The sequence below is a fragment of the Micromonospora eburnea genome (genome assembly GCF_900090225.1).
Taxonomy (GTDB): Bacteria; Actinomycetota; Actinomycetes; order Mycobacteriales; family Micromonosporaceae; genus Micromonospora; species Micromonospora eburnea.
Window position 1 is genome coordinate 5249065 of sequence record NZ_FMHY01000002.1, and the last position, 13581, is coordinate 5262645.

11 protein-coding genes and 1 pseudogene are annotated in these 13581 nt (G+C 73.5%); 6 read left to right on the top strand and 6 right to left on the bottom strand.

Going from position 1 to position 13581, the window contains the following annotated elements:
- Positions 1-104 precede the first annotated feature (104 nt).
- The 4 genes and pseudogenes from GA0070604_RS22570 to GA0070604_RS22580 form a co-directional block, all read right to left on the bottom strand.
- The gene (locus GA0070604_RS22570) at positions 105-1658 is read right to left on the bottom strand and encodes an anthranilate synthase component I (RefSeq protein WP_091122062.1); all 1554 of its coding nucleotides are present in this window, start codon (positions 1656-1658) and stop codon (positions 105-107) included.
- On the bottom strand, positions 1655-2089 hold the full coding sequence (hisI, locus tag GA0070604_RS33750; protein WP_091127338.1) for a phosphoribosyl-AMP cyclohydrolase: 435 nt from the start codon (positions 2087-2089) through the stop codon (positions 1655-1657). Before hisI ends, GA0070604_RS22570 begins: the two co-directional genes overlap by 4 nt.
- A 186-nt stretch (positions 2090-2275) precedes the next feature.
- Positions 2276-2968, bottom strand: a pseudogene (locus GA0070604_RS33755) (phosphoribosyl-AMP cyclohydrolase); the annotation flags it as partial.
- A 221-nt stretch (positions 2969-3189) separates the two neighbouring features.
- Entirely contained in the window at positions 3190-3579 is a 390-nt protein-coding gene (locus tag GA0070604_RS22580) for a MerR family transcriptional regulator (protein WP_091122066.1), read from the bottom strand.
- 105 nt (positions 3580-3684) lie between these two features.
- On the opposite strand from GA0070604_RS22580, the gene GA0070604_RS22585 reads away from it, so the two are divergent.
- The 3 genes from GA0070604_RS22585 to GA0070604_RS22595 all read left to right on the top strand — a co-directional run bounded on the left by GA0070604_RS22585 (position 3685) and on the right by GA0070604_RS22595 (position 5856).
- Entirely contained in the window at positions 3685-4431 is a 747-nt protein-coding gene (locus GA0070604_RS22585) for an ABC transporter ATP-binding protein (RefSeq protein ID WP_091122070.1), read from the top strand.
- Positions 4428-5183 (top strand): ABC transporter permease, encoded by a 756-nt coding sequence (locus GA0070604_RS22590; RefSeq protein WP_091122075.1) that lies wholly within the window; start codon positions 4428-4430, stop codon positions 5181-5183. The genes GA0070604_RS22585 and GA0070604_RS22590 overlap by 4 nt, the downstream gene beginning before the upstream one ends.
- A 67-nt stretch (positions 5184-5250) precedes the next feature.
- Positions 5251-5856: a TetR/AcrR family transcriptional regulator gene (locus GA0070604_RS22595; RefSeq protein WP_091122079.1), complete on the top strand. Its 606-nt coding sequence runs from the start codon at positions 5251-5253 to the stop codon at positions 5854-5856.
- Positions 5857-5929: 73 nt separating this feature from the next.
- Here GA0070604_RS22595 and GA0070604_RS22600 read toward each other — a convergent pair whose 3' ends face one another.
- Complete coding sequence (locus GA0070604_RS22600) at positions 5930-7705, bottom strand: ABC transporter ATP-binding protein (RefSeq protein WP_091122083.1); 1776 nt, start codon at positions 7703-7705, stop codon at positions 5930-5932.
- Between the two features lie 133 nt (positions 7706-7838).
- Positions 7839-9716, bottom strand: coding sequence for an ABC transporter ATP-binding protein (locus GA0070604_RS22605; protein WP_091122087.1), 1878 nt, complete (start codon positions 9714-9716; stop codon positions 7839-7841).
- Between the two features lie 131 nt (positions 9717-9847).
- Between GA0070604_RS22605 and GA0070604_RS22610 the strand changes: the two genes are divergently transcribed.
- From GA0070604_RS22610 to GA0070604_RS22620, 3 genes are all read left to right on the top strand, one after another.
- The gene (locus GA0070604_RS22610) at positions 9848-10477 is read left to right on the top strand and encodes a TIGR03085 family metal-binding protein (RefSeq protein ID WP_091127339.1); all 630 of its coding nucleotides are present in this window, start codon (positions 9848-9850) and stop codon (positions 10475-10477) included.
- 129 nt (positions 10478-10606) lie between these two features.
- Positions 10607-11557: a terpene synthase family protein gene (locus GA0070604_RS22615; RefSeq protein WP_091122090.1), complete on the top strand. Its 951-nt coding sequence runs from the start codon at positions 10607-10609 to the stop codon at positions 11555-11557.
- A gap of 125 nt (positions 11558-11682) precedes the next feature.
- Positions 11683-13509, top strand: a complete 1827-nt coding sequence (locus tag GA0070604_RS22620) for an AMP-dependent synthetase/ligase (RefSeq protein ID WP_091122093.1) — start codon at positions 11683-11685, stop codon at positions 13507-13509.
- Positions 13510-13581 lie beyond the last annotated feature (72 nt).

The following is a 13581-nucleotide window of genomic DNA, read 5'->3' on the forward strand; positions in this document are numbered from 1 at the left end:
GACTGCGGGGCTCCGCTCCGCTGCACTCCTCGCGCTCACCGGTACCGCCTTCCGTTCGCGACTGCGGGGCTCCGCTCCGCTGCGCTGCGCTGCACTCCTCGCGCTCACCGGGCTGGCCTCAGCGTCTCGGCGGCGGCGATGGCGGCGAGCACCGCGGCGGCCTTGTTCCGGGTCTCCTGGTCCTCGGCGGCGGGATCGGAGTCGGCCACCACCCCGGCCCCGGCCTGCACGTAGGCCCGGCCGTCGCGGATCAGCGCGGTACGGATCGCGATGGCCATGTCCAGGTCGCCGCCGAAGCCGAAGTAGCCGACGGTGCCACCGTAGAGGCCGCGCCGGACCGGCTCCAACTCCTCGATGATCTCCATGGCCCGCACCTTCGGCGCCCCGGAGAGGGTGCCGGCGGGGAAGGTGGCGGCGAGTGCGTCGAAGGCGGTGCGGTCGGCGCGCAGCTCCCCCACCACGGTGGAGACGATGTGCATGACGTGGCTGTACCGCTCGATGGTGGCGAACTCCGGTACCTCGACCGTGCCCGGCCGGCAGACCCGGCCCAGGTCGTTGCGGCCCAGGTCGACCAGCATGACGTGCTCGGCCCGTTCCTTCGGGTCGGCGAGCAGCTCGGCGGCGAGCCGGGCGTCCGCCTCCGGGGAGCCGCCGCGCGGCCGGGTGCCGGCGATCGGGTGCAGCAGCGCCCGCCGCCGCCCGCCCGCGCCGGCGCTCACCTTCAGGTGGGCCTCCGGCGAGGAGCCGACGATGTCGAAGCCGTCGAAGCGCAGCAGGTACATGTACGGGCTGGGGTTGGTGGTGCGCAGCACCCGGTAGACGTCAAGCGGATCGGCCTGGGTGTCCCGCTCGAACCGCTGGCTGAGCACGATCTGGAAGCACTCGCCGGCCCGGATCGCCTCCTTGGCCGCCGCCACCGCCTTCGGGTAGCCGCCGTCCGGAGTACGGCTGACCACCTCGCCGGCCGGGGGCCGGGCCACCGTCGAGATCATGGGCGGAATCGGCCGGGACAGGGCGCTGGTCATCGCGTCCAGCCGCCCCACCGCGTGGTGGTACGCCGCCGCGACCAGCGCCTCCCGGCCCGGCGCGTCCAACGGTGGCAGGACCGCGTTGGCGACCAGGATCGCCGACCCCTCGTAGTGGTCGAGCACCACCAGGTCGGTGGCGAGCATCAGGCCCAGCTCGGGCACGTCCAAGTCGTCCTCGGTCAGCTCGGGCAGCCGCTCGAAGCGCCGGACCAGGTCGTACCCGAGGTAGCCGACCATGCCCCCGGTGAGCGGCGGCATACCGCTGGCCGGGTCCCACGCCGGGCCGGCGAGGGCGGCGACGGTCTCGCGGAGCACGACCACCGGGTCGCCGGAGGCCGGTACGCCGGCCGGCGGCACACCGGTCCAGGCCGCCGCGCCGTCCCGCTCGGTCAGCGTGGCGCTGCTGCGTACGCCGATGAACGAGTAACGGGACCAGGCCATCCCGGCCGAGCCGACGCCCTGCTCGGCGGATTCCAGCAGGAAGGTGCCGGGGCCGCCGGCGAGCTTGCGGTAGACGCCGACCGGGGTCTCCGCGTCGGCCAGCAGCCGCCGGGTGACCGGCGCGACCCGCCAGCGGGACGCCAGCTCGGCGAAGCCGCTCTGGTCCGGGCTGACCGTGCCGTCCGTCATGATGTCGCCTCCGGGAAGCTGACCGGCAGCTCGGTGAAGAAGCAGGTGCGGTGCCCGGTGTGGCAGGCCGCGCCGACCTGGTCGACGCTGACCAGCAGGGCGTCCCCGTCGCAGTCCAGGGCGACCGAGCGGACGTACTGGTGGTGGCCGGAGGTGTCGCCCTTGACCCAGTATTCCTGGCGGCTGCGCGACCAGTAGGTGGCCCGGCCGGAGGTCAGGGTGCGGTGCAGCGCCTCGTCGTCCATCCAGGCGACCATCAGCACCTCACCCGAGTCGTGCTGGCGCACCACCGCGGCCACCAGACCGTCGGGGGTGCGGCGCAGCCGAGCCGCGATGGCCGGGTCGAGCCGGGACGGGCGGGCCGGGCCGGAGGCCGCGGCGTCACCGGAGCTGGCGGGGGCGCCGGTCACCGGCGCATCAGAGGCGGGCACGGTGAGCCATTCTCCCGCACGCGGCGTCGGCACCGCCGACGTGTCCCGAGAGGTGGCCCCCGGACGGCCGAGGGCGCGGGTCAGTTGCGCCAGGTAGCGGTCCAGCCGGCCGTCGACCAGGGCCTCCGCCAGGTCGGCGCCGGCCACCGCGGCGATCTCCTCGGCGTACGGGCGGACCAGCGGGACGGCCCCGGTGACCAGCCGGCCGGCGGCGGCGGCGACCTCGCCGGTGGTGCCGGGGCGCAGCCCGAGGCAGCGCAGCATGTCGTCGCGGTAGCCGGGCGGGGCGACCGGTAGGTCCAGCGCGGCGGCCAGGGCGTCCCGGCGGGACACCACCCGGACCGACGGGTTGACCAGCCGCAGCACGGACGGGCAGAGCCGGGCCAGGTCGGCGGCGGCGAGCCGGACGCCGAGCGGGTCGTCGGCCCACCGGGCGGCGGCGATCTTGCCGAGGGTGGCGATCAGCTCCTCCAGCCGGGGCTCGTCGGCGGGCTGGCAGAGCACCGGCAGGTCGATCCGCCGGCGCCACTCCGGCGTGGCCCAGATCAGCCGGGCCGGCGCGGTGACCGGCAGCCCGAACGCCCAGTCGGCCGGCTGGCCGAGCCGCTCGACCCAGGACCGGACGTCCCGGGCGGCCACCGAGACGTGCACGAGGCGGCCCTCGAACTCGGCCAGGTAGGCCCGCCGCACGGCGTACGGGTCGGCGGCCCGGGAGGCGACGCCCGGCGGGACCGCCGGCCGGGGGATCGACGGGCCGTCCGCCGCTCGGTCAGCGCCGGACAGCAGGTCGCCGTTCGGCTCCTCGGTGGCGACCAGCACGTCGACGTCGACGTCGCTGTGCTCGGTGGCGGCCCGTCGGGCGTGGCTGCCGCGCAGCATGATGCCCACCACCGGGCGATCGGCGGCCTGCCGCAGACGGGCGGCCCACTCGTCGAGGAATCCGGTCTCGGGCAGCGCAGGGGGACCCACCGCGACATGGTGCCGGAGTCCGATCTTCGACGCAATGACCGTTGCCGGAGCTGGTGTCCGGTGAGATGGCTAGTGCCCGACCCAATCGCATTGCTGCCCGGGGGTACCTTTCCCCGGGCCCGCCGGCCCGATCAGGCCAGCTCCGCCTCCGCCCGGCGATACGCGTCGATCTTGTAGTCGAGCACCTTGAGGTCCTCCCTCAGGTCGGCCATCCGGGCCAGCACCCGGGCCCGATGCGCCTCGAAGAGCGCCCGCCGGGCGCCCAGCGTCCGGTCGCCCTGCCGGGCCAGCTCGGCGTAGCGGCGCATGTCCCGCACCGGCATCCCGGTCCGCCGGAGCCGGGTGAGCAGGAACAGCCAGTCGACGTCGGACTCGGTGTATCGCCGACGACCGGCGGAGTCCCGTCCGACCGGGGCGACCAGCCCCTCCTGTTCGTACCAACGCAGCGTGTAGGTGGTCAGGCCGACCCGTTCCGCCGCCTCACCGACGCTGAGGCTCGTCTCCCGCGTGCTGATGTCCACCCGTCAAGGGTTCCAGTTCGAGCGCGCTCGAAGTCAACCGTTGCGCGGAAGGATGAAACTCAACTAGCGTTGAGTTCAACGCATGGTGAGTTCTTGGAGGCGGGCATGGACGGCACAGTCGTGGTCCGTGACCTGGTGGTCGACCGGGGCCGGCGGCGGGTGCTTCAGGGCATCTCCTGCGCGGTGCCCCGGGGCACGGTCACCGGGCTACTCGGACCGAGCGGCAGCGGCAAGACCACCCTGATGCGGGCGATCGTCGGGGTGCAGACGATCAGCTCGGGCACAGTGACCGTGCTCGGCCGGCCAGCCGGCGCGGCGGAGCTGCGACAGCGGGTCGGCTACCTGACCCAGGCGCCCAGCGTCTACGCCGACCTGACCGTGCGGGAGAACGCGCGCTACTTCGCCGCGCTCCACGGGCGCGGCCGGGCCGAGGCGGACCGCGCGGTGACCGACGTCGGGCTGACCGACGCCGCCGACCAGTTGGTCGGCACCCTCTCCGGCGGGCAGCGCAGCCGTGCCTCGCTGGCCTGCGCCCTGGTCGGCGACCCGGAGCTGGTCATCCTGGACGAGCCCACCGTCGGGCAGGATCCGGTGCTCCGGGCCGACCTGTGGGCCCGGTTCCACGCCATGGCCGCCGCCGGCACCACCCTGCTGGTGTCCAGTCACGTGATGGACGAGGCGGCCCGCTGCGACCGGCTGCTGCTGATCCGGGACGGTCGGCTGATCGCCGACGACACCCCGGACGCGATCCGCGCCACCACCGGCGTACAGGACCTGGAAGAGGCGTTCCTGCGGCTGATCCGAGCGAGCGAGGCGGGCCGCGACGGCCACGCCGGGGCGGAGTCGTCGTGAACCCACGGATCCTGGCCGCGACCATCGGTCGCATCCTGCGTCAGCTCCGGCACGACAAGCGCACCATCGCGCTGCTGGTGGCGGTGCCGATCGTGCTGCTCACCCTGGTCTACTTCATGTACGTCGACCAGCCCCACCCGCCGGGGCAGCCCACGGTCTTCGACCGGGTGGCACTGGTCATGCTCGGCTTCTTCCCGTTCATCATCATGTTCCTGGTGACCAGCATCGCCATGCTGCGCGAGCGCACCACCGGCACCCTGGAACGGCTGCTCACCACGCCGCTGGGCAAGCTCGACCTGCTCTTCGGCTACGGCATCGCGTTCGGGCTGGCCGGCGTGGCGCAGGCCACCATCGCCTCGGCCGTGGCGTACTGGGTGTTCGGGCTGAGCACCGCCGGCAGCAGCGGGCTGGTGATCATGATCGCCGCGGTCAACGCGGTGCTCGCGGTCGCGCTCGGGCTGTTCTGCAGCGCCTTCGCCCGCACCGAGTTCCAGGCCGTACAGTTCATGCCGATCGTGGTGGCGCCACAACTGCTGCTGTGCGGGCTGTTCGTGCCCCGGGACCAGATGGCCGGCTGGCTCCAGGCGATCAGCGACGCGCTGCCCCTGTCGTACGCGGTCGAGGCGCTGCAGGAGGTCGGCGCGCACGCCGAGCCGACCGGGACCATGTGGCGGGACGTGGCGGTCGTGGCCGGGGCTGCGGTGGCGGCCCTGGTGCTCGCCGCGGCCACCCTGCGCCGGCGCAGCGGTTGACGCCGCCGGTGGCCCGCCCCGGGCGGGGCGGGCACCGGCGCGGTGACGGAACGAACGAAGGGCGGCGATGGCGCGGCGTACCGGACGACGACCGGGCAACCCGGGCACCCGGGAGGCGATCCTCGACGCGGCCCGGTCCGCGTTCGCCGAACGCGGCTTCGACGGCGCGTCCATCCGGGGCATCGCCGCCGCCGCCCAGGTGGACCCGGCGCTGGTGCACCACTACTTCGGCACCAAGGACCAGCTCTTCCTGGCCGCCATGAACTCACCGTTCGACCCCCGTGAGCTGCTGCCGAAGGTGTTCGCCGGGGAGCGCGCGAGCATCGGCGAGCGGCTGGTCCGGCTGTTTCTCGGGTTGTGGGACTCGCCGGCCGGCACCGCCGGAGTGGCGCTGCTGCGCTCCGCGCTCAGCAACGAGTGGACCGCGCGGCTGCTCCGGGAGTTCCTGACCACCCAGGTGCTGCGCCGGGTGCTCGACAACCTCGACGTCGACCCGGCCGAACTGCCGCTGCGCGGGTCGCTGGTGGCCAGTCAGCTGATCGGGCTGGCCATGATGCGGTACGTCATCCGGCTCGAACCGGCCGCCTCCGCCGACCCGGAGACCCTGGTCACCGCGATCGCACCCACCATCCAGCGCTACCTGACCGGCCCGCTGCCCGCCCCGCCGGGTTGATCAAGGAGTTCGCGTCTCCGGGCGGCCGGATTCCGACGCGAACGTCTTGATCAACCCGACGGGGGGCGCCGGGTCAGCGGGTCTGTTCGAGCCAGGAGGCGTAGAGCAGGGCGTAGACGGAGTCGGGGTCCTTGACCAGCTCGTCGTGGGGACCACGCTGGACGATCCGGCCCCGGTCCACCACGATCACCTCATCGGCGGCCTGGGCGGTGGAGAGCCGGTGGGCGATGGCGAGCGTCGTCCGTCCCCGGGTGACCGCGTCCAGGGTGCGCTGCAGGCGTACCTCGGTGGCCGGGTCGACAGCGCTGGTCGCCTCGTCCAGCACCAGCAGGTCGGGGTCGGCGACGTACGCCCGGGCCAGCGCGACGAGCTGCCGCTCGCCGACGCTGAGCGCCTCACCGCGCTCGCCGACCGGAGTGTCCAGCCCGGCCGGCAGGCCGTCCAGCCAGTCCCCCAGCCCCAGCTCGGTGAAGGCGGCGGTGAGCTGCGCGTCGGTCAGCTCCGGGCGGGCGAAGCGAACATTCTCCCCGACCGTGGCATCGAAGAGGAAACCGTCCTGCGGCACCATCACCACCCGGGAGCGCAGCGAGTCGAACCGCACCTGGCGCAGCGACACGCCGGAGAGCAGCACCTCGCCCTCGGTGGGATCCATCAGCCGGGTGAGCAGCTTGGCGAAGGTGGTCTTGCCGCTGCCGGTCTCGCCGACCACGGCCACCCGGCTCTTCGCCGGGATGTCCAGGGTCACCCCGTGCAGCACCGGCGGCCCACCGGGGTAGGCGAAGGTCACCTGCGCGAAGCGGATGTCCAGCGGGCCGGGCGGCAGCTCCCGCCCCTGCTCCCCCGGGTCGGCCACGTCCGGCGCGACGTCCAGCACGTCGAGCACCCGACGCCAGCCGGCGATCGCGTTCTGCGCCTCGTTGAGCACCTCGGTGGCGATCTGCACCGGCTGGATGAACAGGGTCACCAGGAACAGGAACGCGGTGAGCTGGCCGATGGACAGGGTCCGGTCGACGCCGAGGTTGACCCCGACCACCACCACGCCGGCCAGGGCCAGGCCGGCCGCCAGCTCCCCCACCGAGCTGCCCAGAATGCTGATCCGGATGGCCCCCTGTTGGGCCCGCCGCTGCCCGTCGATTGCCGCGTCCAGCCGCCGGGCGGTCCGCCCGGCGATCCCGTACGCCCGGATCACCGGAGCGCCCACCACGCTCTCGCCGATGGCGCCGAGCATGGCGCCCGTCCGCTGGCGGACCACGCCGTACGCGGTGGCGAGGCGGCGCTGCAGCACCCGGATCACCAGCACCGCCGGCGCGAACGCGGCGATCACCACCAGCGTCAACTGCCAGGAGTACGCCAGCATGACGGCCGTGGTCACCAGGAGCTGGCCCAGGTTGACGATCAGGATCACGCCGCCCCACTGGAGGAACTGGGTGATCTGGTCAACGTCGCTGGTGACCCGGGAGACCAGCGAGCCGCGCCGCTCGGACTGCTGGTGCAGCATCGACAGGTCGTGCACGTGCCGGAAGGCCCGGGTACGCACCCCGGCGAGGGCGGTCTCGCTGACCGTGAAGAGCCGGCGCATCATCAGATAACCGCAGGCGGTGGTGACCACCAGCACGGCGGCGGTGGCGATCACGGTCAGCGAGATCACGTCCACGTCGAGGCCGCCCACGATGCCGTGGTCGATGCCGCGCTGCACGGCCACCGGCACCGCGACCCGGCCGACCATGTAGACCAGCGCCAGCCCGAGCGTGCCGGCCAGCCCGGTCTTCAGCTCCGGGGAGAGGGCCAGGCCGCGCCGCAGCGTCCGCCAGGTCGACTCGGTCTGCTCCGCCGACTGCCCGGCCTCCACGGTCGTCCTCGCGCTCACCGGCTGAGCCTTTCGTTCGCGACTGCGGGGCTCCGCTCCGCTGCACTCCTCGCGCTCACCGGTGCCGACCTCTCGTTCGCGACTGCGGGGCTCCGCTCCGCTGCACTCCTCGCGCTCACCGGTCAACCTCGACTTCCAGGCCGGAGGTCAGCTGGGGGTTGACCTCGTCGTACGGGTGGTTCTGCTCGCGTTCCTGCTCGGCCTGCTCGTACGCGGTGACCAGGTCGGCGTAGCCGGGCACGGTGGCGAGTAGGTCAGCGTGCGTTCCCCGGGCCACCACCCGCCCCTGCTCCACGTAGATCACCTCGTCGGCGAGCGCGATGGTGGCCCGCCGGTATGCGACCACCAGGATCGACGCGGGCGCGACGCCATCCGTGGGGGCGCGCAGCCCGGCCAGGATCGCCGCCTCCACCCGCGGGTCGACCGCGCTGGTGGCGTCGTCGAGCACCAGCAGCCGGGGACGCCCGGCGAGCGCCCGGGCCAGGGTGAGCCGCTGCCGCTGGCCGCCGGAGAGCGAGGTGCCCCGCTCGCCGACCATGGTGTCCAGCCCGTCGGCCAGCGCGGCGATGAACCCGTCCGCCTCGGCCAGCCGCAGCGCCGCCCAGACCTCCTCGTCGCCGATCCCGGGCCGGTCCAGGGTGATGTTGGCCCGGACGGTGTCGTCGAAGACGAACGGCACCTGGGCGACCAGGGCCACGTTCGCGGCGAGCGAGGCGGCGGTGAGGTCGCGGACGTCGACACCGTCCAGGGTGACCGTTCCCTCGCCCGGATCGACCAGCCGTACGGCCAGCGAGGCGATGGTGGACTTACCGGCCCCGGTCGGCCCGACCAGGGCGACCGTCTTCCCGGCCGGCACGGTGAAGGTGACCTCGCCGAGCACCTCGACGCCGGGCAGGTGCGCCTCGGCCGGCTCGTACGCGAAGTGGACGTCGTGGAAGGCGAGGGTGGCCGGCGTCGGCGTGGCCGGGTCGAGCGTCGCCTCGCCGTACGGCATCTCGCCGGTGGCGTCGAGGACCCGGCGTACCCGGTCCCAGCCGGCGACGCTGCGCGGCAGCTCGGCCAGCACCCAGCCGATGGCCCGGACCGGGAAGGCCAGCACGGTGAACAGGAAGGCGACGCTGACCAGCTCGGTGACGGTGATCGCGCCCTGCCGGAGCCGGATCGCGCCGACCACCAGCACGGCGAGGGTGCCGAGGCTGGGCAGGGTCTCCAGCATCGGGTCGAAGACCCCGCGCAGCCGGCCGACGGAGATCAGCGCGTCGCGCAGCTCACCGGCACGGGCGGCGAACCGGTCGGTCTCCTGTGCCTCGCGGCCCATCGTCTTGACCACCAGCGCGCCGTCGAAGCTCTCGTGCGCGATGCCGCTGACCTCCGCGCGCAGCCGCTGGGCGCGTGCCTGACGGGGCGCCATCCGGCGGGAGTAGACCACGTTGAGCGCGAACAGCGCCGGGAAGACGGTGAGGCCGACCAGGGCGAGCGCCCAGTCGGTGAGGAACAACGAGACCACCGCGCCGACCAGCATCACCACCGTGCCGACCGCGAACGGCAGCGGCGCGATCGGATACCAGGCGGCCTCCACATCGGAGTTGGCGTTGGACAGCAGGGTGCCGGTGGAGTTGCGGTGGTGCCAGGACAGCGGCAGGTCCAGGTAGCGGCGGGTGACCCGGCGGCGGTAGGTGGCCTGCATCCGGTACTGCATGTAGCCGGCGCCGAGCCGGCGGCCGAAGATGCCGACCACCCGCAGGACGCTGATCCCGAACAGCGCGGCCGCGGCGAGCGCGAGCGTGCCGCGGGCCACCGAACCGCGGGCGATGGCGGGGACCACCACCTCGCCGACGACCGCGCCCACCACCGCCGCGCTGGCGATCACCATCAGGCCGAAGAGCACGCTGCCGGTCACCGCGACCGCGAAGATCCGCGGTTCTTCCCGGATGGCCCGACCCAGTACCCGCAGCCCTCTGCCGAGGACGTCCCGACTTGTCCCGCTCGCCACGCTCTCCCCCGCCGTAAGCCGCAAGTTTCTCCCACATCCTTACCGGTCCGGACCACCTCCGCCGACCCGGGCCGGATATGTCCACCGTCACGTCCCACCGGCCGGGGCGGCGGCGGGCCTACGATCGAACCATGCCGCGGTACGCCCGATCGGAGCGCGAGGCGCTTGCCGATCTGCTGCTGGACCTGGGACCGGACGCGCCGACGATCGACGCGGGATGGACCACCCGTGACCTCGCGGCGCACCTGGTGGTGCGGGAACGCCGGCCGGACGCCGCCGCCGGCGTCCTGCTGCGTCCGCTGCGCCGGCACGGCGAGGCGGTCCGCCGGCGGGTGGCCGCCGGGCCGTACCCGGACCTGGTGGCCCGGGTCCGCCACCCGCCGGTGTGGAGCCCGGTGAGCAACCCGCTCACCGACGAGCTCGCCAACACCCTGGAGTTCTTCATCCACCACGAGGACGTACGCCGGGCGCGGCCGGGATGGCTGCCCCGTGACCTGCCGGCCGGCCTGGCGGCGGCGCTGTGGAGGCGGGGCGCGACGCTGGCCCGCCTGGCGTTGCGACGCTTCCCGGCGGATCTGCTGATCCAGGCGCCCGGCCACGGCGAACGCACCGCCGGCCGCGGCGGCGAGCGGCTGCGGGTGGTGGGCAGCCCCGGCGAGTTGGCGCTGTTCCTTTCCGGCCGACAGCGGGTGGCACGGGTGCAGGTGGACGGGCCGGCGGCACCGGCGAAGCGGCTGCGGACGGCCCGCCTGGGCTTCTGACCGGATGGGCGGAACCGGTCACGGGGAAGGGTGAGTCGTCCGTCACCTGACCGACCGTCGCCGATCTCTGCTGCCGTACGCTGCATTCCCATCGCCGCACTGGCAAGGCGACGGGACAGGGGGCCGGGGATGCGGAGCTTCGCGGTCGCGGCACTGTGCGAGCCTCCCTTCCCGACACGCCGGCACGACGCCGTCGAGCTGGTCGCCGCCGAGAGCGCCGGGTGGGTACGCGAGCTGGGCCTGATCGACCGCCCGGCGGGGCTGCGCCGGCTCGCTGAGGCCAACCCGGCGGAGCTGGCCGGCCGGGCCTGCCCGGAGGCGCCGGCGGAGGCGCTGCGCCTGCTCACCGACCTGATCTCCTGGCTGTTCGTGATGGACGACGCCTGCGACGAGGACGGCCTGGGCGCCAGCCCGACCCGGCTCGCGCCCACCGTGGCGGAGTTGCTGGCGGTGCTCGAACGGCACGGCGACCGATCGGTGCCGGCCCCGACCGGGGTCGGACCGCTCGGGGTCGCGCTGGACGACCTCTGCCGGCGGGTACGCGCCCGGCGCCGGCCGGCCCTGCTGCTCCGCCTGGTCTCCGAGCTGCGGGAGTACCTGCTGGCGCTGCTCTGGGAGGCGGCGAACCGGGAGCACCGCCGAATCCCCGGGGTGGCCGAGTACGTGCAGATGCGCCGGCACACCGGCGGCGCCCGGCCCAGCTTCACCCTCACCGACCTGGCCCATGACGGGCTGCCGGGGGCGGGCCGGTGGGCGGACCCGACGCTGGCCGCGCTGGACGCCCTCGCCGCCGACCTGGTCTGCTGGTGCAACGACGTGTTCTCCTACGGCAAGGAGCGCACCGGCACGCCGGACGCGCACAACCTGGTCGCGACGATCGTCGGCGAGACCGGGCAGGGCGAGGCGGCCGCGCTGCGCGAGGCGGCCACCCGGTTCAACGAGGCACTGGCCGAGTACGCGGCGCGGGAAGCGGCGCTGGCCGCCGGGGCCGACGAGGCGGTCCGGGCCGTCCTCACCACCCGGCGGAACTGGATCCGGGCCACCTACGACTGGTCGCTGGCCGCGACCCGGTACGCCTGACCGCGACGCACGACGTCCCGATGCGCCAGGACTAGCCGCTGGCCGGGTACAGGCAATACTCTTCGGTAACCGCAAAATGTCGTGACCCCCGTCACGTCCGTCCACCCCCGAAGGCGGCTACCGCGATGGCGCTCGATATTCCATACCGTTCCATCCCCGACATGTTCCTCAAGCGCGTGGCGGCGACCCCCGACCAGCCCGCGTTCGGCCACCCGGCCCCCGACGACTCCGGGCCGGTCTGGTTGAGCTGGGAGCAGGTCGGACGGCGGGCCAGGGCGGTCGCGGCCGGCCTGCACGGGCTCGGTGTCGGCCTGGAGGACCCGGTGGCGATCCTGGCGAACACCCGGCTCGACTGGGTGGTCACCGACTTCGGCATCATGTGCGCCGGTGGGGCCACCACGACCGTCTACCCGACCACCGAGCCGGAGGACGCGACCTACATCATCGCCGACTCCGGGTCGCGGGTGCTCTTCGCCGAGAACCCGGCCCAGGCGGCGAAGATCACCGGTGCGGAGCTGCCGGCGTTGACCCACGTGGTGCTCTTCGACGGCGAACCGGACCCGGCCGCCACGGTCCCGCAGCTCACCCTGGCCGAGCTGGAGGCGCGCGGGGCGCGGGCGTTGGAGAACGAGCCGGATCTGATCGACATGCTGGTCGCCGGCATCGGCCCGGACCACCTGGCCACCCTGATCTACACCTCGGGCACCACCGGCCGACCGAAGGGCGTCGAGCTGCTGCACGGCGGCTGGTGCTGGGAGGGCGTGGCGCAGGCCGAGCTGGACCTGCTGCGCGACGACGACCTCCAGTATCTCTGGCTGCCGCTGTCGCACTCGTTCGGCAAGACGCTGCTCTGCGGCGTCACCCACGTCGGCCTGCCCACGTACGTCGATGGTCGGGTGGACCGGCTGGTCGAGCTGCTCGGCGTGATCCGGCCGACGCTGATGTGCGGCGCCCCCCGGGTCTTCGAGAAGGTCTACAACAAGGTGGTCACCACGGCGCAGGACGCCGGCGGCGCGAAGGCGAAGATCTTCGCCTGGGGCGTCGGGGTGGGCAAGGAGAAGGTCGCCCTGGAGCAGGCCGGCAAGCCGCTGCCGATCGGGCTGCGGCTGCGGTACGCGGTGGCCGAGCGGCTCGTCTTCAGCAAGCTCCAGGCCCGGCTCGGCGGCCGGATCCGGGTGCTGGTCTCCGGCGCGGCGCCGCTCAGCCAGGAGATCGCCACCTTCTTCGCCGCCGCCAACCTGCCCATCTCCGAGGGGTACGGCCTGACCGAGACCAGCGCCGGCAACTTCGTCAACCCGCCGGGCAGGCCGCGCATCGGCACCGTGGGCCGGGCGATGGGCGACCTGGAGTGCCGGATCGACACCGACGGCGAGATCCTGGTCCGCGGTCGGCCGGTGATGCGCGGATACCACAACCTGCCCGAGGAGACCGCCGCCGCGTTCACCGAGGACGGCTTCTTCCGCACCGGGGACATCGGCAGCCTCGACGACGACGGCTACCTGCGGATCACCGACCGGAAGAAGGACCTGGTCAAGACCTCCGGCGGGAAGTACGTCGCGCCGTCGCACATCGAAGGCATGTTCAAAGCGATCTGCCCGTACACCTCGCAGGCGGTGGTCATCGGGCAGGCCCGCAACTACTGCACCATGCTGGTCACCCTCGACCCGGACGCGATCCAGGGCTGGGCGGCCGGCGGCCCGCTGGAGGGTCGCGACTACACCGACCTCGTCACCTCGCCGGAGGCACAGGCGATGGTCGACGGCTACGTGGCGGAGCTGAACGCCAAGCTCAACCGCTGGGAGACGATCAAGAAGGTGACGATCCTTCCCCGCGACCTCACCATCGAGGACGGCGAGGTCACCCCGTCGCTCAAGATCAGGCGCCGGAGCGTGGAGAGCAACTTCGCCGCCGAGATCGACAAGATGTACGCGGGCAGCCTCGCCGAACTGTAGCTTCGACAACTCCAGCTCGCCGCGTCCAGCACCGCGCCGCGACCTGGAGCCGTCGTCCCGCGCCGGCCGGTG

Bases quoted from the DNA above. Each gene is read 5' to 3' on its own strand.
- GA0070604_RS22620 (WP_091122093.1), top strand. From the start codon at position 11,683: ATGGCGCTCGATATTCCATACCGTTCCATCCCCGACATGTTCCTCAAG.
- GA0070604_RS22595 (WP_091122079.1), top strand. From the start codon at position 5,251: ATGGCGCGGCGTACCGGACGACGACCGGGCAACCCGGGCACCCGGGAG.
- GA0070604_RS22610 (WP_091127339.1), top strand. From the start codon at position 9,848: ATGCCGCGGTACGCCCGATCGGAGCGCGAGGCGCTTGCCGATCTGCTG.
- GA0070604_RS22570 (WP_091122062.1), bottom strand. From the start codon at position 1,658: ATGACGGACGGCACGGTCAGCCCGGACCAGAGCGGCTTCGCCGAGCTG.
- GA0070604_RS22615 (WP_091122090.1), top strand. From the start codon at position 10,607: ATGCGGAGCTTCGCGGTCGCGGCACTGTGCGAGCCTCCCTTCCCGACA.
- GA0070604_RS22585 (WP_091122070.1), top strand. From the start codon at position 3,685: ATGGACGGCACAGTCGTGGTCCGTGACCTGGTGGTCGACCGGGGCCGG.